Consider the following 18,165-nt stretch of genomic DNA (forward strand, 5'->3'; position numbering starts at 1 on the left):
AAGATTTATTTATCATAGAATTTACGCAGTTGTGGTTGCGTTCGGGGCATTGGAAAGAGAACAAAGCCTGATCAAAATACCTCATTGAGAACTGTAAGATCGATCACAACCTGAGATTGATGAACTCGTGCCGAATCGATTTCTATGAGCAACGGAGCTGCTGACGGTGCACATTTCGGCGCGTCGCCGGCGCGCGGATGCGCCGCTTGGCCTCGGCGTCCATCTCGGCTACAGCCCGGCTCAGGACCGTCGCCAATGGCCGAGCTTTCTTGTCACCAGCTGCCAGAACTTCCGAGGTTCTCACCGTGCTCGCCGAGCAGGAAGGGGAACGGCTGACGGTCGGTGACATCGTCGCCGTCCTGAAGGATCGCGCCTTCGCGCTCCTCATCGTGATTCTCGGATTGCCCAATTGCCTGCCGATGCCGCCGCCGATCCCCCTGGTCTGCGGCCTGCTGCTGCTGCTGGTGGCGATCCAGATCACGGCCGGCATGGCCTCGCCGTGGCTGCCCCGCGCGCTGCTGCGGCGCTCCGTCGCCCGCAGCGACGTCGAGCGGGCCGCCAACCGGGCCGTGCCGCTGCTGCGCCGCCTCGAGCACTGGTCGCGCCCCCGCATGAGCCTGTTCGAGACCGCCCTCGGCATGCGCGGCGTCGGCCTCATCCTGCTTACCCTGTCGCTGGCCCTGATCGTGGCCGCGCCGATCGTGGGGCAGATCCCCCTCGGCCTCGCCATCTGCCTCGTCGGCCTCGGCCTCGTCGAGCGTGACGGCGTCGTGGTTCTGGGCGGCCTCGCCATCGGTGCCGTGGGCGTCCTTCTCAACGCCGGCTTCGTCTACGCGATCATCTCCGGCCTCATGAGCCTGTTCAATCTCTGACCGGCGACCGCGCTGAGGGCGGCCTCGCACGGGGCAGCTCTTCGGCCCGTCAGGCTTCGAGATGGCGCGCCCGCACCAGCCGGCGGACCAGGCCGCCCCGGGGTCCGATCAGCATCGAGACCAGGTAGAAGCCGCCCGCCGCGAGCACGATCGCGGGCCCGGTCGGGAGATCGGCCTGGTAGGACACGCTGAGCCCGACCACGCTCGACAGCATCGCGATCAGCACCGAGACCGGGATCAGGCCCGACAGGTCCGCCGCCCAGAACCGCGCCGTGATGGCCGGCAGCAGCATCAGCCCCACCGCCAGCAGCGTCCCGAGGGCCTGGAAGCCGCCGACGAGGTTCATCACCACGAGGCCGAGAAAGGCGTAGTGCACCGGGCCGCCCGCCCGGCTGACCGTGCGCAGGAACAGCGGATCGACGCATTCCATCACCAGGGGCCGGTAGATCGCCGCCAGTCCGAACAGCGTCACGGTGGCGATGCCGCCCAGGAGCCAGAGGGCCGGGTCGTCGAGGGCGAGGACGCTGCCGAACAGGATGTGCAGCAGGTCGATCTGCGAGCCGCGCAGGGAGACCAGCAGGACGCCGCCGGCCAGCGAGATCAGGTAGAAGGCCGCGAGGCTCGCATCCTCCTTGATCACGGTGGAGCGAGTGACGAGCCCCGCCATCAGCGCCACCGCGAGGCCGGCCACGAGGCCGCCCAGGGTCATGGCCGGCAGGGACAGTCCCGCCACGAGGAAGCCGACCGCGGCTCCGGGCAGGATCGCGTGGCTCATGGCGTCGCTCATCAGGCTCATGCGCCGCAGCATCAGGAACACGCCGACGGGCGGGGCCGAGAGCGACAGGGCGAGGCAGCCGACCAGGGCCCGGCGCATGAAGCCGAATTCGAGGAAGGGTCCGAACAGGAGGTCGATCACGCGGCGTGCCCCCTGTCGCGCGCCGCCCCGTGGAGGTGGGCCTGCGGATGTGCGTGGCGCCCATCGGAGCCGCGCTCGTGGCTCTGACTTTGGCCCTGACTTTGGCCATGGCTGTGGTCGTGGTCGTGGTCGTGGGAGGGGCCCGGCGCCTCGTGCCGGCCGCAGACCGCGGCATCCTCGTCCCAGGCCTCCGACAGGCTCTGGGCATGGGCGAGGTTCTGGGGCGTGAGCACCCGCTCGGTCGGGCCCCAGGCGACCCCCTCCCGCGCCAGCAGGAGCGTGTCCGGGAAGTGGCTCCGCACCTGTCCGAGATCGTGGAGGGCGGCCACGATGGTGCGTCCCTGGGCGTGCCACGCGCGGACCAGGGCGAGGAGGTCGGCCGTGGTGCGTCCGTCGACCCCCGTGAACGGCTCGTCGAGGAGGAGGACGCGGGCCTCCTGCACGATCAGGCGCGCGAACAGCGCCCGCTGGAACTGGCCGCCCGAGAGGGTGCCGATCAGGCGCGCCTCGAATCCGGCGAGGCCGACGGCGGCGAGGGCGTCCAGCAGCGTCGCCCGATGCCGGCGCGCGCTCCGCCAGGGGCCGAGGCGCCGCCACAGGCCCATGGCCACGAGATCGAGGACGCTGAGGGGGAAACTGCGATCGATCTCCGCGGCCTGCGGCAGGTAGGCGATGGCGTCGTCGAGGCCCGGGCGGGCGATCCGGCCCTCGAGGCACGGGATCTCGCCGACGATGCCCTTCAGGAGGGTCGACTTGCCGGCCCCGTTCGGCCCGACCAGGGCGAGGAGGGCCCCGCGCGGGATGACTCCGTCGAGGTGATGGACCGCCGGGTGGCGGTCGTAGCCCAGGGTCAGCCCATGGAGCGTGATGGCGCCGGGCAGATCACAGCTCATGATCACCACTCATCGGGAGGCCCACAGGATGGCGGCCCAGAGCAGGAGCGCCAGGACGAGCGCCACCGCGAAGCGCAGGGATGCGCCGGCCTGGAACAGCGAGCGCGGGAGGGCGGCAGGGGGGCGCGGGTCTCGGGTCACGTCGGGGCTCGGGTCACGGCAAGGCTTGGGTCACGGCAAGGCTTGGGTCACGGATGGATCATTTGCCCGAACGGGAGCGCCGGCTTATGTTGGCGGTGATACACTGTAACACTCGGGCAGTTCAACGGGCCGGGTTCACGGGGCAGATCATGCACGACCATGCGGCGACGCATGACCACGGTTGCGGCGGGGCGGAGGAAGCGATCGCCCGGGCGGAGCGCCTGTGCCGGGAGCGCGACCTGCAATTCACCCGCCTGCGTCGCGACGTGCTGGCGGCCGTGGCGGGTCAGACCCGGCCGATGGGCGCCTACGACATCGCCGAGGCCCTGAGCGAGCCGGGACGGCGCGTGGCGGCGGTCTCGGTCTACCGCGCCCTGGATTTCCTCACCGAGCACGGGCTCGTGCACCGGATCGCCAGCCGCAACGCCTTCGTGTCCTGCGGCCACACCCATACGGAGGGCGCCGGCCTCGTCTTCCTGATCTGCCGGAACTGCGGCACCATCGACGAGACCACCTCCCCGGAAGTGGAGGATCAGCTCGGCCGCACCCTGGCCAAGGCCGGCTTCAAGCCGACGAGCCGCATCCTCGAGGTCGAGGGCGAGTGCGGCGCCTGCCTCGGCCGGTCCGCCGCCGATTGAACGGCCGCGCCGTGGCGCGGCCCGTCGCTCAGTGGCCGTTGTGGCTCAGCACGCGTTCTTGTAGGCGCGCGGCGAGAACACGGTCATGACCATGATCCGCAGATCGAACCAGATCGACCAGTTGTCGATGTAATGCAGGTCGTGCTGGACCCGCCGCTCCATGTCGAGATCGGTGAGGGTTTCGCCACGGAGTCCGTTCACCTGCGCCCATCCGGTGATGCCCGGCATCACGTTGTGGCGCCGTGCGTAGAGGGCGATGCGGTTCTCGAAGCTGCGGTCATGCGCCAGGGCATGGGGGCGCGGCCCCACCAGGGACATCTCCCCGAGCACCACGTTGATGAGCTGGGGCAGTTCGTCGATGTTCGAGCGCCGCAGCACCCGGCCGATCGGCGTGATCCGGCTGTCGTTGCGGGTCGCCTGCTTGAAGCCCACCTCGCGCTCGGCCTTCATGCTGCGGAACTTGAAGACGCCGAAGGGCTGCTGGTTGAAGCCGTAGCGCCTCTGCCGGAAGAAGACCGGGCCCGGGCTGTCCAGCTTGATCAGCGCCGCCACCACCAGGAAGAGCGGGCTCAGCAGCACCAGGGCCACCAGGGCGAGGGTCAGGTCCAGGCTGCGCTTCAGGAACAGCTCGCCGGCCTGGAGCGGGCGACGCCCGATATTGATGCCCGAGAGGCGGCCGACCCGGGCGAGGGCGAGGTCGGGAAAGCGATCCATCACCGAGCCGGGGCGGAGGTGAAGCGCCGCCGGCACCCGCAGGAAGGCGTCGATGCAGCGCTCGATCTCCGATGCGTCCGACCAGGGCAGAAGGATGAACACGTCGTCCGGGCGCAGGAAGCGCACCACGGAGACCGCGAGATCGAGATCCTCCGACATCTGGGCCTGCCGGGCGGCGGCGTCGCCGGCCGGGTCGAGCGGGCGCAGATAGCTCGTGCCGATCACCCGCAGGCCCAGGGCCTCGGGGTCGTTGTGGGCATAGAAGCGGGCGATATCCTCCTCGTAGCCGACGAGATGGATCCGGTTGGTGTTGCCCGATGTCGGCGTCGCCGCGCTGCGGACGAAGCGCAGCATCGTCGCGCGGGCCAGCAGCATCGCCGGGAGCCCGCTGGCGAACATCCCCAGGGACACGAGGCGCGAATACTCGTGCGTGGTCTTCGTGGCGAAGCCGATCAGCAGCACGATGGCCCAGGCCCCGATCCAGACCGTCGCCGCCCGCCGCAGGTGCGGCCGGCGGGCGAGCAGGGTCTCGACGTTGTAGTCCTCGCGGACGAGGTTCGTCAGCAGCACGAACAGGGCGACCAGGGCGGCGAGCTCGAAGCTGCCGCTGTGACCCGCCACCGGCCCGGTGCCGTCGAAGGCCGTCCGGTAGGCGACGTCGACTCCCGCGGCGACGCCGACGATGACGAGGATATCGGCGAGGGCGGTCGCGGCCGAGAGCCCGATCCGAAACGCGGCGCGGCTGCGTCGCGGGAGAAGCGCCATCCAGACATCGTGACGGGCACGAAACACCGGAAGCTTCTCGAGAGCGGCGGGAATTCGGTCATGAAACATCTGGAGCGCTCTATCCCGTCCTGATGCAGAGACTGTCCGAGACTGAACCAGATCACGAATCAGTCATGGATGCCGAGAGTATCGGTGCAAGACACGGGCCTGAAGTCCGTTGCTCTGTTCCGACGGCGCGGCGCGGGGTCTCGTCCGCGACAGCGCCGCGACTTCGACAGGGTGTTTCGAAAGGGAGCTCTTCTCGCTGGCCCTTCAGGCGCCGTCCCGGGATCGTGCAGATCCGGCCGGTCCCGCGCACCGCCCCACAACGTCGGTCCGGCAAATAGGGTTGCGCACGGATTTCCGTTCGGCCCGGAGCGACGGGTCTCGAACGCGGCGATCCCGGTCCCGGGCCTCCCGAGGCTCCCGGCCCGATCGCGCCTCAGGAGGGTCTATGGGGTCTCGACCCGGGCCGCATCACACCGGGTCGATTTTGTTCGTACCGGTCAGCCTCGCGGGAGACGCGAGGTGCACGCTCGAATCAGGCGACGGCGTCCGAATCGGGCCGTGCGACGGTCTGGATCGTCTCGAACCCCTCGAATTGCGGGTGGCCCAGGTAGAGGGGCTTGGTCGACGGCACGCGGCCATGGGCTTTCCGGAACTGCTCCGACCGGGTCCAGGCCTCGAAATCCGCCTTCGACGACCAGATGGTGTGCGAGGCATAGAGGACGTGGTCCTCCGCTTCGGGACCGCGCAGGAGATGGAACTCCACGAAGCCCGGCATCTCGCCGAGATGACTGTCGCGGCCGAGCCAAACCTGCTCGAAGTCTTCTGTCGCGTCCTTGACGACTTTGAAGCGATTCATTGCGATATACATGATCCACCTGGGTTTTTCGGCGTCTCGGACGATCCCGTGCGACACCTTAAACCTGGGGCGTCGGGGCTTGAAAGCCATCCGGTGCGGCGGATGCGTCGCGCCCGACCGTGCATGGGCCGCGCGTGGAATGCATGATGAGAGCCGGGCCATTCGGGGTCTGGCAGGCATTCGGATCCGTCGGTGCGTTCGCAGTGCAGCGAAACTCGTGAGGCACGGTTATAACGTCACGCTTGCAATCCGTGCCAGCTTTGTGGTCAAGCTGTCAGAACGGTCACCTCCGATGCTCATGCGGAGTAAACATCTAGTGGCGTTCGACTGCAGACAAGGATAGTCTCTAACGCCACGTTCAATCCTTGATCCACTGCCTTGGTTTCGGGGCGAATGAACTTAAGGAATCCTGCACGCCTTCGTACGAAAGCGCTCCAACCTCATCGTCCCCGGGGCTGGTCCGGGCGGGGGCTGAAAATTTCTATAGGGACTGAATCGAGAGATGATGCCTAAGCAGACTACCGACGTCGATCGCCTCGTCGGATTGAGGATCACCGCTTTGCGCAAGGCGCGCGGCCTGAGCCAGACCGCGCTCGGGACCGCCGTGGGCGTGACCTTCCAACAGGTCCAGAAGTACGAGAAGGGTCAGAACCGCGTCGGCGCCGGCCGCCTGCGCGAGATCGCCCGTCTCCTCGAGGTTCCGGTCTCGGCCTTCTTCGAGGAGGACGAGGTCGGCGGCACCCAGTCCGACGTCTTCGGCTTCCTCAGCGCGCAAGGGGCCATCGAGCTGCTGCGCGCCTACGCGCTCATCGAGGACGACCAGCTGCGCCGCGACGTGCTCGCCATCGTGCGGACGGCCGCGAAGATGGGCAAGCAGGCCCCCGAGCCCGCCGCCGCCAGCTAGGGGCTCGCCGAGCCCCTAACCGATCCAGTGAAAGAAGCTGCCCGTGACGGAGCCGCGCCGGTGTCCGGCGAGGCCGAGGGGCACGCCCTCCGCGTCGGTCACCGCCGCGAGCCCCGTCTCGGGCATCGGCGGCGCACTCGTTTCGCTGGCATAGTGGAACTCGTGCCCGACGAGGCGTGCGCCCGCCCCCCCGAGGGGGCCCTCGGCCAGCAGCGTCGCGACCCGGTAGCCCAGGTGCAGGCGGCGGGTCTTGTAGGAGGTCGCCACCGGCAGCAGGCCCGCCATGGCGTGCGTGACGCCCTGCGCGTCCTCCAGGCTCTCGCCCAGGACCATGTAGCCGCCGCACTCCCCGTGCACCGGCTTTCCCCGCGCGAAATCCCGTAATCCGTCGAGGAAGCGACTGGCCTGCGCCAGGGCGCCGGCATGGAGCTCGGGATAGCCGCCGGGCAGCCAGCCGGCATCGCAATCGGCCGGGGGCGGCTCGTCGGCGAGGGGCGAGAAGGGCACGAGTTCGGCGCCCGCGGCCCGCCAGCCCGCCGCCATGTGCGGATACAGGAACGAGAAGGCCGCATCCGACGCGATGGCGATGCGCTGGCCCGGCGGCCGGGGCAGGAGGCCGCTGCCCGGGGCAGGGGCCGCGCCGGCGGCGACCGCCCGGATCGCGTCGAGGTCGAGGCCGGCCTCGGCGAGGTCGGCGAGCCGGTCGAGCCGCGCCTCGAGGTCGTTGGTCTCGCGGGCCTGGACGAGGCCGAGATGGCGCTCCGGCAGCACGAGGCTCGCATCCCGCATCAGCGCACCGAGCACCGGCATGCCGATCCGGCTCAGGCCCGTCTCCACGAGACGGCGGTGGCGGGCGCTCGCGACCTTGTTGAGGATCACCCCGGCGATGCGGATGCGCGGATCGTAGGCCCGGCAGCCGAGGGCGAGGGCGGCGGCCGATTGCGCGGCGCCGGAGACGTCGAGGACGAGGATCACCGGCCAGCCGTAGCGCGCGGCGATGTCGGCGTTGGCGCCCGTGCGCCCCTCCGGCGCCACGATGCCGTCGAACAGCCCCATCGAGCCCTCGGCGATGACGAGGTCGGCGCCCGTGGCCGAGAGGGCCGCCACCGCGTCGAGCATCGGCTCCGGCATGGCGAAGCTGTCGAGGTTGAAGCTCGGATGCCCGGTGGCCGCTTGGTGGAAGGCCGGGTCGATGTAGTCCGGCCCGCACTTGGCGCCGCGCACGGCGAGGCCGCGCCGGGCCAGCGCGCGCATCAGCGCCAGGGTCACGGTGGTCTTGCCCGAGCTGGAGCGCGGGGCGGCGACGAGGAGGCCGGGCACGCTCAACGCCGGTCTCCGTCCGCACGTTCGCCCAGCACGGTCTCGCCCGTCGGCCTGAAACGCCGGTCGTAACCGGGAGCGTAGAGGGCGCTCTCCCGGAACTCCGCCGGGTCGAGGGCGGGGCCGACCAGGATGAGCGCCGTGCGCTCCAGGCCGGCCTCGGCCACCTGGCCGGCCATCGTCGCCAGGGTTCCGGTGAGCACCCGCTCGTCGGGCCAGGTGGCCCGGAACACCACCGCGACGGGGCAATCCGCGCCGTAGAACGGCGTCAGCTCGGCCGCCACCGCGTCGATCACATGGATCGAGAGATGCAGGGCGAGGGTGGCCCCGGTGGCCGCGAAGGCCGCCAGGGTCTCGCGCTCCGGCATGGCGCTGGCGCGCCCCGAGGTGCGGGTGAGGATCACGGACTGGGCGAGGCCCGGCACGGTGAGTTCGCGCTGCAGGAGCGCGGCGGCGGCCGCGAAGGAGGGCACGCCCGGCGTCACCGTGAAGGGGATCCCGGCCTGGGTCAGGCGGCGGGTCTGCTCGGCCAGCGCGCTCCAGATCGAGAGGTCGCCCGAGTGCAGGCGGGCCACGTCCTGGCCTGCCGCGTGGGCGGCCGCGCACTCGGCCACGATGGCGTCGAGGTCGAGGGGCGCCGTGTCGACGATGCGGGCGCCCGGCGGACACCAGCCCAGGATCTCGGGTGCCACCAGGGACCCGGCATGCAGGCAGACGGGGCAGCGCGCGATGAGGTCGCGGCCACGGACGGTGATGAGGTCGGCGGCGCCCGGGCCGGCGCCGATGAAGTGGACGGTCATGGCTCCTGCGTGACGGATTGTGCGCGAAGCGCAAGGGCGCAGGTTGCCCCGGCACTGGCGATTCGCCGCAGCAGCAGCGTCGCACCCGGGCCGGCGGCGGCGAGGGCTGCGGCCTCCGCCACCGACCCGACCCGGCGCGAGGCCTCGATCCGGTGCGAGCGGGTGGGGACCGCGGCATCCACGGCGATCAGCGCCTCGGGCGGGACGGCGTCCAGAGGGCGGCCGAGGGTCTCGGCGACCGCGCGGATCGCCGGCTCCCCGGCCCGGTCGGCGGCGGTGGCGAGGCGGGCGAGGCGGGTCAGCGGCAGGCCGGCGGCGGCGCAGGCCTGCGCGACCAAGGCGAGGATCTCGGCCGGCGCGGTCGCGTGGCGAAACCCGATCCCGGCGACGCAGTCGGCTCCGACGGGCTCGGCCGGCGCCGGACCCTCCGGCGTCATGCCTTCACCCAGGCCCATTGCGTCACCGGCATCGCTCCGCGCCAGCCGTGCAGGTGCCCGACCGGATCCGCGTGGGCGACGGTCAGGCGCTTGAGGCTGCCGCCGCGCCGCGCGAAGGCCGCCAGCAGCACAGCCTCGCCCTCCAGGGTCACCACGTTGGCGACGAGGCGCCCGCCCGGATTCAGGGCGGCGATGGCGGCGTCGAGGACGCCCGGCGCGGTGACGCCGCCGCCGATGAAGACGGTGTCGGGGGCCGGCAGGCCGGCCAGGGCCGCGGGGGCCGATCCCTCCACCACCCGCAGGTCCGGTACGCCGAGGCGGGCCGCGTTGCGGGCGATGCGGGCGGCCCGGGCCGGGTTGCCCTCGACGGCGATCGCCCGGAGGCTCGGATGGCGCAGCATCCACTCGATGGAGATCGAGCCAGCGCCGGCGCCGATGTCCCACAGGGTCTGGCCGGCGCGGGGGCGCAGGGCCGCCAGCGTCACCGCCCGGATGTCGGCTTTGGTCAGCTGGCCGTCATGGTCGAACCAGGCGTCGTCGAGGCCGGGGCTCAAGGTGACGACCTGCGCCGTGGGCGGACCGACGACCTCGATGCCGAGGGTGTTGAGCGGGTCGATGCCGGTGAGGTCGAAGCGCTCGGCGGTCGCGCTGCGCCGGCGCTCGCGCGGGCCGCCCATGGCCTCCAGGACGGTGAGGCGGGACGCACCAAGGCCGCGCTCGGCCAGGAGTGCGGCAACCGCCGCCGGGGTGGTCTCGTCCCAGGTCAGGACCAGGAGGCGGGCGCCGGGCTGGAGATGCGGGATCAGCCGGGGCAGCGCCCGGCCGTGCAGGGTGAGGCAGCCCGTCTCCGCCAGGGGCCAGCCGAGGCGGGCACCCGCGAGGCTGAAGGCGGAGGGCTGGGAGAAGACCCGCATCTCTTCGGCCGGGACGAGGCGGGCGATCTCGGCGCCGATGCCGTAATGGAACGGATCGCCGGTCGCCAGGATGCAGGTCGGTGTCCCGCGCCGGGCCAGGAGGCCCGGATAGGCATCAGCGATCGGGCTCGGCCAGACCTGCGTCTCGGCGGCCAGCGGCGCGGCCAGGGCAAGGTGCCGACGTCCGCCGTAGACGAGGCGCGCGCCGTCGAGGGCTGCGGCGGCGGCGGGGCTCAAGCCGGCGCGGCCATCCTCGCCGATGCCCACGATGGTGAGCCAGGGGGCGGCCGGCGGGGCGGTGGACAGGCTGTCACCGGTCATGGAGAACGGCCCCGAGGGTGGGGGGAGCATGCGGATACTGATCCTGGGCGGCACCGGCGAGGCGAGTGCCCTGGTGCGCGGGCTCCTGGCCATGGGTCGCCGCGACGCCATCACCCTGTCGCTCGCCGGCCGCACCAGCCAGCCGAAGGCGGAGCCCGTACCGACGCGGATCGGCGGGTTCGGCGGCGCGGCGGGCCTGGCTGCCTGGCTGGCCGAGGACCGCACCGACCTCGTGGTCGACGCCACGCATCCCTTCGCGGCCCGGATGAGCGCCAACGCCGCCGAGGCCTGCGCCCGGACCGGGACGCGCCTGCTGGCGATCCGCCGTCCGGCCTGGACGCGGGTGGCCGGCGACCGCTGGACGGACGTGCCCGACATGGCCGCCGCCGCCCGGGCGCTCGGCCCCGAACCGCGCCGGGTCTTCCTCACCATCGGCCGGCAGGAGGTCGCGGCCTTCGCCGGCGCGCCGCAGCACGACTACGTCGTGCGGGCCATCGAGGACATCGTCCTGCCGGTGCCGCGGCTGACGTCCATCCAGGCCCGCGGTCCGTTCGACGAAGGCGCCGAGGCGGCGTTCCTGGCCGAGGGGGCGATCGAGATCCTGGTCAGCAAGAATTCCGGGGGCAGCGCCACCTACGGCAAGATCGCCGCCGCGCGGGCGCTGGGCCTGCCGGTCGTGATGGTCGACCGCCCGGAGAAACCGGACGTGTCGAGCGTGCCGGACGCCGCGGCGGCCCTCGCGGGGATCGCCGCGCTCTGAAGCCTGCGCCGACCCGCGCATCACGCCGCCGGGACGCTGCGCGGCGTGTAGACGAAGGGCGTCGCCGCGCCGCGCGGGATCAGGCGGGTGGCCGAGGCGCCGATGATCACCATCGTGGCCATGTCGGCCGTGGTCGTGCGGGCCTGGTCGAGGGTGAGCACGCGGATCGCCTCGTCGGGCCGTGAGACCGCGCGGGCGAAGATCACCGGTGTGTCGCCGCGCCGGATCTCGGCGGCGAGGTCCAGGGCCCTGCCGAGCTGCCAGGGCCGGGCCGAGGAGATCGGGTTGTAGAGGGAGATCACGAAATCCGCCCGCAGCACCGCCTCCAGCCGGGCGGTGATGACCTCCCAGGGCTTGAGGTTGTCCGAGAGCGACATCGCGCAGAAATCACCGCCCAGCGGCGCGCCGAGGCGGGCGGCCGCCGCCAGCATGGCGGTGATGCCGGGCTCCACCGTGATGGGGAGCCGGGCCCAGGCCGGATCGCCGGCCTCCACCGCCTCGAACACCGCCGCCGCCATGGCGAACACGCCGGGATCGCCGCCCGAGACCACCGCGACTCGCCGGCCGGAGGCGGCGAGTTCGAGGGCGTGGCGGGCCCGGTCGACCTCGACCCGGTTGTCGCTGGCGTGGCGGACGAGCCCCGGCCGCTCGGGCACGCGGGCGACGTAGGGAATGTAGCCGATGAGGTCCTGCGCCTGCGCCAGGGCCTCCTGGGCCGCCGCCGTCAGCAGGCGCGGGTCGCCGGGGCCGAGGCCGACGATGGTGACGGACCCCGGGACGGGACCGCTCACGGCCGGCGTCCCTCGCCGGGCAGGAGCACCATCGAGAAGTAGGGTGCGTCGTCGTCGGGCTTGTCCTTGAGGGCGATCACCCGCTCGCCCGCCATGGTGCCGCGCTCGACATAGACCGCCCGCTCCAGCACGCCGGCCTCGGCCAGCGCCGCCCGCACCTTCGGCAGGTGCCGGCCGAGCTTCATCAGTACGGCGGCGTCGGTGGCGCGCAGGCGCTCCACCAGGGCGGCGTGCGGCAGGGTGGCGGGCAGCACGGTCAGCACGTCGTCGCCCCAGGTGATCGGGGTGCCGGCCCGGGTCCAGCAGCCCGACATGCCGGTGACGCCGGGCACGACTTCGACGGGGAAGCGATCCTTCAGGCGCCGCCACAGGTGCATGAACGAGCCGTAGAAGAACGGGTCGCCCTCCGACAGGATGGCGACGTCCCGGCCCGCGCCGAGATGGTCGGCGAGGCGTCCGGCCGCGTCGTCGTAGAAGGCGGCGAGCGCCGCGACGTAGTCCGGGTGCTCGGGGTGGAGCTCGGTGGTGTAGGGGTAGACCAGCGGGCACTCGCGCGCCGGCTCGGCGGCGAGCACGGCGTCCGCGATGGTCCGGGCGTTGCCGCGCCGGCCCTTCTTGCAGAAATGCACCAGCACCGGGGCCCGCTCCAGCACCCGCATGGCGCGGACGGTGAGGTAGTCCGGCTCGCCCGGGCCCATGCCGACGCCGTACAGGGTGCCGGTGGTCACCGCGCGTGGGACCTCGGTCCGCTCCGCCACCTCGGGGGGAAGGCGCTCGCCGGACTCCATCACTCGATCTCTTGCGCGAGCGCGTTGACGGCCGCGGCCGTCATGGCGCTGCCGCCCCGCCGGCCATGGACCACGATGAAGGGCACGCGGCCGTCGCGGGCGAGCGCTTCCTTCGATTCGGCGGCGCCGACGAAGCCCACCGGGATGCCGATGACGGCGGCCGGCGGCGGCACGCCCTCGTCGAGGAGTTCGAGCAGGCGGAACAGCGAGGTCGGGGCGTTGCCCACGGCGACGACGCTGCCGGGCAGGTGCTCGCGCCAGAGCTCCATGGCGGCGGCCGAGCGGGTGGTGTTCATGGTGCGGGCGAGCTCCGGCACGCGCGGATCGCTCAGGGTGCAGATCACCCGGTTGTCGGCGGGCAGCCGGGCCCGCGTGACGCCGTCGGCGACCATGCGGACGTCGCACAGGATCGGCGCGCCGGCCTTCAGGGCCGCCTCGCCGGCCTCCGCGAAGTCGGGCGAGGCCTCCACGTCGCGCGGCAGGTCGGTCATGCCGCAGGCATGGATCATCCGCACCACGACCCGCTCGGCAGTGCCCTGGAAGCGCGCGAGATCGGCCTCGGCCCGGATCATCGCGAAGGAGCGGGCATAGATCGCCCCTCCGTCACGCAGGTAGTCGAGGCGGGAACTCATGACGGTCGCGGTCCTGGCGGGTGTTCTGGGACGATCCGGGCGAGGGAATGTGCCGAATCCGCCCTCCTTACGCGCTCCAGCGCGGCCTCGAAAGGGAGGCGCGTCGCCGGCAATGCATCGGGGCGCCCGGACAGCACCACGTCGTACTGTCCGTCCCGCCCAACGAGGGTGAGGTCGGCGGCGCCCGGATGGGCGCAGCCCTTGGGGCAGCCCGAGACATGGGCGCGCAGGCCCCGCGCCGCGAAGGGCCGGAACGCCTCGGCCAGGCGGGCCGCGTCGCGCAAGGTCGGCGTCGAGCCGGACGCGCAGGCCGGCGCGCCGGGACAGGCCGCCACCGCCCCGCGCGGATCGTCGGCTGCGGTGAGGAAGCCGGCGCCGGCCAGGGTTTCGCGCGCGGCCCCGGCGGCGCCGGTCCCGGCGCAGACGAGGAGGAAGCCGCGGGTCGGCGAGAGGCGCAGGTCCGCGCCGCCGACGGCGTCCGCCGTGGCGGCGAGCGCGTCGAGCGCGTCGGCCGTGCAGCGGCCGAAGGGCGCGTCGACCAGGAGGGCGACGGGGCCGTCCGCCATCGCGGGAGAGGAGCGGGGCGACAAGCTGCCCGGGAAGGACTGGAGTGGCAGCGGCAGCAGGCCCGGGCTCGGGGCGGACGCTTCGGCCGGGGCCGGGATGCGTCGCAGGCCGAAGCGGGCCAGGGTCTCCGCCCGGGCCGCGGCCGGGACATCGCGCATCCGGCGTTGCCCGCTCGTCGCCAGCAGGCGCAGGGCCGCCTCCACGATGGTCGGCGCCGCAGCCTCGGGCAGCTGCCACCAGTCCGCGTCGCCGGCGAGGCTCAGGGCCAGGCCCTCGCGGGTGACGAGGCCGTGAAGGTCGGCCTCCACCGTGCCGAGGGTGATCCCGTGGGCCGCCGACTCGACGGCGACCAGTGCCTTCGGCGGCAGGCCCGGGATCGTCCGCCCGATCGCCTCGATGGCCTGGGCCAGGGCCGGGACCGCTTCGGAGTCGAGCCCGGCCAGCGGCGTGGTCAGGGTCAGGCGCTGCGGGCCGCCATCGTGGCGGACATCCCCGAGCCCGACGGCCGCCAGGGCCTCGGCGAGGTCGCAGCGGGTCGTCTCGGTGACGCCGCGGATCTGCAGGTTGGCCCGGGCGGTGACGTCGACATGGCCGTTGCCGAAGCGGCGCGCTCCCGCTGCCAACGCCCGGGCCTGGGCCGGGGAGAGGCGCCCGAGGGGCGGGTGGACGCGGGCGAGCAGGCCGTCGCCGGTGGGCATCGGCCGGGCGAGGCTCGGGCACCAGCCGCGCCGGCTCGGCGCCTCCGGGGCGACGCGGCGGGGCGCGGTCATTCCGCCGCCTCGCGCAGCAGCTCGTCGGCCGCCATCTCGTCCGCCGCCATGGCGTTGCGCCGGGTGGTCCAGAGGCCGCGCCGGCGCGCCTCGTCGAAGCGTTCGAGGATGGCGCGGGCCGCCTCCGGATTGGCCGCCCGCAGGGTCTCGAAGGTCTCGAGGTCGGCGATCATCGCGCCGTAGAGCCGGTCGAGGTCGGCGTCGGAAACCGCGTCCGTGGTGGCGGCGAGGACGAACACCGCGTCGACCCCCTGCGCCAGTTCCTGGGCGCCGCGGTAGCCGTGCCGGAGCTGCGCCGCGATCCAGCGCGGATGGGCGAGGCGGCCCCGGATCAGGCGCGCGGCGTCCTCGCGGGCGGTGCGCGCCTTCGGGGTCTCGGGCGTGGCGACGTCGAGGCTGTAGAGGGCGGGGCTGGCGCCGGTCAGGGCGGCGGCGGCCGAGAAGCCGCCCAGCGCCTCCACGGCGGCGTCGCCGTCAAGGAGGTCGCGCTCGGCGACGTCGAAGGCGTGCACGTAGGCGTCGGCGCTGGCCACTCGGGCGGCGAAGCCCGCATCCGCGGCATCCGACGTGCCGCCATAGGCGTGGGACGTCGCTTCGAGATAGGCGCGCCCGAGATCGTCGCGGCTGTCCCAGGCACCGTCGAGGGCGAGGCCCCCCGCACCCGCGCCGTAGCGCCCGGGCGCCGCGCCGTAGACGCGGGCCGGCGCCTCGCCCCGGCGGCGGGCGGCGGCGAGGGGGTTCTCGTCGTCCTCCTCGTCGCGGGCGGCCACCGCCGCGGCCGCGCGGGCGAGGAGCGACAGGGTCTCGGGGAAGGTGTCGCGAAAGGCGCCCGAGACCCGCACGGTCACGTCGATGCGCGGCCGGTCGAGGAGGGCCAGCGGCAGCACCTCGAAGCCGGTGACCCGGGTCGAGGCGTGGTCCCAGACCGGGCGCACGCCCATCAGCGCCAGGGCGTGGGCGATGTCCTCGCCGCCGGTGCGCAGGGTCGGCGAGGCCCAGAGGTCCATGACGATCCGGGCCGGGTACTCGCCCTCATCCTGCAGGTAGCGCAGGACCACGGCGTCGGCGGCCCTGGCCCCGAGGGTGGTGGCGGCCCGGGTCGGCAGGCTGCGCGGGTCGAGGGTGGCGAGGTTGCGCCCCGTCGGCATCACGTCGGTGCGCCCGCGCGACGGCGAGCCGGCGGGACCGGGCGCCACGAAGCGTCCGTCGAGGGCGCGCAGCAGGCCGAGGCGCTCGCCCTCGGCGCAGGCCGCCACCGCGGCGGGCGCTTCCGGGTCGGCACGGCCGAAGACGTGGAGCCCGTCGCGGGCAGTGACCTCGCCGAGGTCGCAGAGGTGCGCGTCGAGGGCCGCCAGCGCGTCCGGCATCGGCGTGTCGGCGTCGATCCCGGCCCCGGCGAGCAATCCGGCCGACAGCGCCTCGTCCAGGATGGTGCGCGCCAGGATCGCGGCGCGGCGCGGGTCGAGGACGTTGGCGGCGGAGTATTCCTCCACCAACTCGCGCAGCCGGGCGGCGTCGGGGTCGAGCCCCGTCACGCCGGTCTGCGGCGTGAGGTGGCCGAGGGCGACGCCCCCGAGGCGCCGCTTCAGGGGCGCGGCCTCGCCCGGATCGTCGACGATGAAGGGATAGACCACCGGGAGCGCCCCGACGGCACGGGCCGGCCAGCATTCCGGCGACAGGGCGACGGCCTTGCCCGGCAGCCACTCGGTGGTGCCGTGGGTTCCGAGGTGGACGAGGGCGTCGAACCGGCTGCGCAGCCCGAGATGGAAGGCCAGATAGGCGTGGGTCGGCACCGCGTCGGGGTCGTGATAGGCGGCCTTGCGGTCCTGCGACCGCCCGCGATCGGGCTGAAGGAAGACGCCGAGTTGCCCGCCCTCCGGCACCACGCTCGCGAACCGGAAGGCTCCATCGCGGCAGGCCGGGTCGGCCTCGGGCGGCCCCCACGCGGCGTCGAGGGCCGCGCGGGCGGTCTCCGGCAGCGTGCCGAGCCAGTCGCGATAGGCCTCGAGGGCGACTACGAAGTCCCGCGGTCCCTGCGTCAGCCCCCGCATCAGCGCATCGGCCTCCGGCAACGCGCCGACGCCGTAGCCGGCTTGGCGCAGATCCGCGACGATCGCGCGTGCGCTCTCCGGCGTGTCGAGGCCGACGGCGAAGCCCGCGCGGCCGCCGCGGGCGGGATAATCCGAGAGCACCAGGGCGAGGCGGCGCCCGGAAGCGGGCAGGCGGGCGAGGCGGACCCAGGCGGCGGCACGCTCGGCCAGGGCCGCGATGCCTTCGGCATGCGGCACGGCGCGGCGCTCGGCGAAGCCCTCGGTTTCCGGACCCTCCTCCTTGAACGAGATCGGAAACCCGGAAAGCCGCCCGTCGAATTCCGGCAGGGCGACCTGCATGGCGAGGTCGGCCGCACCCATGCCCCGGGCCGAGGCGGTCCAGGCGTCCCGCGCGGCGCCGATGCTGAAGGCCTGGAGGACCGGGCAGTCGGCGGCATCGAGGACGAAACCCGCATCCTCCCGGGCCGAGAAGGCGGTGGCGGCGATGACGACGGCGGGCCGATGCGCGGCGATGGCGGCCCGCAGAGGGGCGGTCGCGGCGGAGTCCTTCAGGCTCGACACCGCCACGGCCAGCACCGCGAGCCCGCGGGCCTGGAGCGCGGCGCCGAGGGCGGCGATCGGTGCGGTGTCGCCGGAGAGCACGCTCGACCGGTAGACCACGAGCAGCGCCAGCGGCGCTTCGGCTGGGGCGGTCTGGAACGGCCGTCCAGCGGCGCGGGCCTGCTCCTCCGCCACGGGGCCGCAGCCCGGGCAGCAGACGAAGCCCCGGGGCAGGGGCAGGGGCGGCTCGACCGGCCCGGGATATCCGATCTCGGCGGCGATGCGCCCGATCAGGCGGCGCAGGTTCGCCGCGCCGCCGGCTCGGAAATAGGTATCGAAGTCGGGGGCGAGGTCCGGCTTCGTCGCATAGGCGTCGAGGCGCGGGTCGGGCCGGTCGTCGCCCGGCAGCAGCACCAGGGCCACCCCGGCGGCGCGGGCGACCGCGCTGGCACGCTCGATGCCGTAGCGCCAGTAATCGAGTCCGCCGAGGCAGCGGATCACCACGATCCGCGCCCGGGCGATGACCGACTCGACGTAGAGATCGACCGACATCGGGTGGCGCAGCTTGGCGAGCTTGGCGAGGCGCAGGGTCGGGGCCGCGGCCGAGGCCGGTGGAAACACCGCCGCGTAGGCGCCGGCCATGCCGAACAGGTCAGAATCCGTGAAGGACAGGAAGACGATGTCCCCCGGCGCCTGACCGAGATCGATCGCGGCTTCGCCCTCGTCGAGGGAGACCGTATCGATGCGGATCAGGTGCATGGCGGGC

Annotated in this window: 18 protein-coding genes; 4 read left to right on the forward strand and 14 right to left on the reverse strand. The window is 73.1% G+C overall.

The window, feature by feature from the left end; genetic code table 11:
* Positions 1-269: 269 nt before the first annotated feature.
* Positions 270-872 (forward strand): exopolysaccharide biosynthesis protein, encoded by a 603-nt coding sequence (locus AC1MGR_RS04430; RefSeq protein ID WP_480233789.1) that lies wholly within the window; start codon positions 270-272, stop codon positions 870-872.
* A 49-nt stretch (positions 873-921) separates the two neighbouring features.
* On the opposite strand, the gene AC1MGR_RS04435 is transcribed toward AC1MGR_RS04430, so the two are convergent.
* The 3 genes from AC1MGR_RS04435 to AC1MGR_RS04445 are packed head-to-tail and all read right to left on the reverse strand — an operon-like array spanning position 922 to position 2,822.
* Positions 922-1,746 (reverse strand): metal ABC transporter permease, encoded by an 825-nt coding sequence (locus tag AC1MGR_RS04435; RefSeq protein ID WP_480234931.1) that lies wholly within the window; start codon positions 1,744-1,746, stop codon positions 922-924.
* 38 nt (positions 1,747-1,784) lie between these two features.
* Positions 1,785-2,681, reverse strand: a complete 897-nt coding sequence (locus AC1MGR_RS04440; protein WP_480233790.1) for a metal ABC transporter ATP-binding protein — start codon at positions 2,679-2,681, stop codon at positions 1,785-1,787.
* A 9-nt stretch (positions 2,682-2,690) separates the two neighbouring features.
* The gene (locus AC1MGR_RS04445; protein WP_480233791.1) at positions 2,691-2,822 is read right to left on the reverse strand and encodes a hypothetical protein; all 132 of its coding nucleotides are present in this window, start codon (positions 2,820-2,822) and stop codon (positions 2,691-2,693) included.
* A gap of 149 nt (positions 2,823-2,971) precedes the next feature.
* On the opposite strand from AC1MGR_RS04445, the gene AC1MGR_RS04450 reads away from it, so the two are divergent.
* Entirely contained in the window at positions 2,972-3,460 is a 489-nt protein-coding gene (locus AC1MGR_RS04450) for a Fur family transcriptional regulator (protein ID WP_108035428.1), read from the forward strand.
* A gap of 45 nt (positions 3,461-3,505) precedes the next feature.
* Here the strand turns inward: AC1MGR_RS04450 and AC1MGR_RS04455 are convergent, their stop codons facing one another.
* Positions 3,506-5,008, reverse strand: coding sequence for an exopolysaccharide biosynthesis polyprenyl glycosylphosphotransferase (locus AC1MGR_RS04455; protein WP_480233792.1), 1,503 nt, complete (start codon positions 5,006-5,008; stop codon positions 3,506-3,508).
* Between the two features lie 472 nt (positions 5,009-5,480).
* Positions 5,481-5,816, reverse strand: coding sequence for a heme-degrading protein HmuQ (gene hmuQ, locus AC1MGR_RS04460; protein WP_108035426.1), 336 nt, complete (start codon positions 5,814-5,816; stop codon positions 5,481-5,483).
* 490 nt (positions 5,817-6,306) lie between these two features.
* On the opposite strand from hmuQ, the gene AC1MGR_RS04465 reads away from it, so the two are divergent.
* A complete protein-coding gene (locus tag AC1MGR_RS04465; RefSeq protein ID WP_108035425.1) occupies positions 6,307-6,708 on the forward strand; it encodes a helix-turn-helix domain-containing protein in 402 nt (133 codons plus the stop codon).
* Between the two features lie 15 nt (positions 6,709-6,723).
* On the opposite strand, the gene AC1MGR_RS04470 is transcribed toward AC1MGR_RS04465, so the two are convergent.
* Genes AC1MGR_RS04470 through cbiE form a run of 4 tightly spaced genes read right to left on the reverse strand, consistent with a single transcriptional unit; the run spans position 6,724 to position 10,500 of the window.
* Positions 6,724-8,034, reverse strand: coding sequence for a cobyrinic acid a,c-diamide synthase CobB (locus AC1MGR_RS04470; protein ID WP_480233793.1), 1,311 nt, complete (start codon positions 8,032-8,034; stop codon positions 6,724-6,726).
* Positions 8,031-8,828 (reverse strand): precorrin-4 C(11)-methyltransferase, encoded by a 798-nt coding sequence (cobM, locus tag AC1MGR_RS04475; protein WP_480233794.1) that lies wholly within the window; start codon positions 8,826-8,828, stop codon positions 8,031-8,033. The genes AC1MGR_RS04470 and cobM overlap by 4 nt, the downstream gene beginning before the upstream one ends.
* On the reverse strand, positions 8,825-9,265 hold the full coding sequence (locus AC1MGR_RS04480; RefSeq protein ID WP_108035589.1) for a cobalamin biosynthesis protein: 441 nt from the start codon (positions 9,263-9,265) through the stop codon (positions 8,825-8,827). The genes cobM and AC1MGR_RS04480 overlap by 4 nt, the downstream gene beginning before the upstream one ends.
* A complete protein-coding gene (gene cbiE, locus AC1MGR_RS04485) occupies positions 9,262-10,500 on the reverse strand; it encodes a precorrin-6y C5,15-methyltransferase (decarboxylating) subunit CbiE (RefSeq protein WP_108035588.1) in 1,239 nt (412 codons plus the stop codon). Before cbiE ends, AC1MGR_RS04480 begins: the two co-directional genes overlap by 4 nt.
* Before the next feature lie 28 nt (positions 10,501-10,528).
* Between cbiE and AC1MGR_RS04490 the strand changes: the two genes are divergently transcribed.
* Positions 10,529-11,260 (forward strand): cobalt-precorrin-6A reductase, encoded by a 732-nt coding sequence (locus AC1MGR_RS04490; RefSeq protein ID WP_108035422.1) that lies wholly within the window; start codon positions 10,529-10,531, stop codon positions 11,258-11,260.
* Between the two features lie 20 nt (positions 11,261-11,280).
* Here AC1MGR_RS04490 and cobJ read toward each other — a convergent pair whose 3' ends face one another.
* From cobJ to cobN, 5 genes are read right to left on the reverse strand one after another with little or no spacing between them, the layout of a single operon-like run.
* Positions 11,281-12,051: a precorrin-3B C(17)-methyltransferase gene (gene cobJ, locus AC1MGR_RS04495; protein WP_108035421.1), complete on the reverse strand. Its 771-nt coding sequence runs from the start codon at positions 12,049-12,051 to the stop codon at positions 11,281-11,283.
* Positions 12,048-12,839 (reverse strand): precorrin-2 C(20)-methyltransferase, encoded by a 792-nt coding sequence (locus AC1MGR_RS04500; protein ID WP_480233795.1) that lies wholly within the window; start codon positions 12,837-12,839, stop codon positions 12,048-12,050. Before AC1MGR_RS04500 ends, cobJ begins: the two co-directional genes overlap by 4 nt.
* The gene (locus tag AC1MGR_RS04505) at positions 12,839-13,471 is read right to left on the reverse strand and encodes a precorrin-8X methylmutase (protein WP_108035419.1); all 633 of its coding nucleotides are present in this window, start codon (positions 13,469-13,471) and stop codon (positions 12,839-12,841) included. The genes AC1MGR_RS04500 and AC1MGR_RS04505 overlap by 1 nt, the downstream gene beginning before the upstream one ends.
* A complete protein-coding gene (locus tag AC1MGR_RS04510; RefSeq protein WP_480233796.1) occupies positions 13,468-14,808 on the reverse strand; it encodes a hypothetical protein in 1,341 nt (446 codons plus the stop codon). The genes AC1MGR_RS04505 and AC1MGR_RS04510 overlap by 4 nt, the downstream gene beginning before the upstream one ends.
* Positions 14,805-18,158: a cobaltochelatase subunit CobN gene (gene cobN, locus AC1MGR_RS04515; protein ID WP_480233797.1), complete on the reverse strand. Its 3,354-nt coding sequence runs from the start codon at positions 18,156-18,158 to the stop codon at positions 14,805-14,807. The genes AC1MGR_RS04510 and cobN overlap by 4 nt, the downstream gene beginning before the upstream one ends.
* Positions 18,159-18,165 lie beyond the last annotated feature (7 nt).

The organism is Methylobacterium sp. BI1 (assembly GCF_056680125.1).

Excerpts from the sequence above, each read along its gene's own strand:
- AC1MGR_RS04435 (WP_480234931.1), bottom strand. The coding sequence starts at position 1,746 with ATGCGCCGGGCCCTGGTCGGCTGCCTCGCCCTGTCGCTCTCGGCCCCG.
- AC1MGR_RS04440 (WP_480233790.1), bottom strand. The coding sequence starts at position 2,681 with ATGAGCTGTGATCTGCCCGGCGCCATCACGCTCCATGGGCTGACCCTG.
- AC1MGR_RS04450 (WP_108035428.1), top strand. The coding sequence starts at position 2,972 with ATGCACGACCATGCGGCGACGCATGACCACGGTTGCGGCGGGGCGGAG.
- AC1MGR_RS04455 (WP_480233792.1), bottom strand. The coding sequence starts at position 5,008 with ATGTTTCATGACCGAATTCCCGCCGCTCTCGAGAAGCTTCCGGTGTTT.
- hmuQ (WP_108035426.1), bottom strand. The coding sequence starts at position 5,816 with ATGTATATCGCAATGAATCGCTTCAAAGTCGTCAAGGACGCGACAGAA.
- AC1MGR_RS04465 (WP_108035425.1), top strand. The coding sequence starts at position 6,307 with ATGATGCCTAAGCAGACTACCGACGTCGATCGCCTCGTCGGATTGAGG.
- cobM (WP_480233794.1), bottom strand. The coding sequence starts at position 8,828 with ATGACCGTCCACTTCATCGGCGCCGGCCCGGGCGCCGCCGACCTCATC.
- AC1MGR_RS04480 (WP_108035589.1), bottom strand. The coding sequence starts at position 9,265 with ATGACGCCGGAGGGTCCGGCGCCGGCCGAGCCCGTCGGAGCCGACTGC.
- cbiE (WP_108035588.1), bottom strand. The coding sequence starts at position 10,500 with ATGACCGGTGACAGCCTGTCCACCGCCCCGCCGGCCGCCCCCTGGCTC.
- AC1MGR_RS04490 (WP_108035422.1), top strand. The coding sequence starts at position 10,529 with ATGCGGATACTGATCCTGGGCGGCACCGGCGAGGCGAGTGCCCTGGTG.
- AC1MGR_RS04500 (WP_480233795.1), bottom strand. The coding sequence starts at position 12,839 with ATGGAGTCCGGCGAGCGCCTTCCCCCCGAGGTGGCGGAGCGGACCGAG.
- AC1MGR_RS04505 (WP_108035419.1), bottom strand. The coding sequence starts at position 13,471 with ATGAGTTCCCGCCTCGACTACCTGCGTGACGGAGGGGCGATCTATGCC.
- AC1MGR_RS04510 (WP_480233796.1), bottom strand. The coding sequence starts at position 14,808 with ATGACCGCGCCCCGCCGCGTCGCCCCGGAGGCGCCGAGCCGGCGCGGC.
- cobN (WP_480233797.1), bottom strand. The coding sequence starts at position 18,158 with ATGCACCTGATCCGCATCGATACGGTCTCCCTCGACGAGGGCGAAGCC.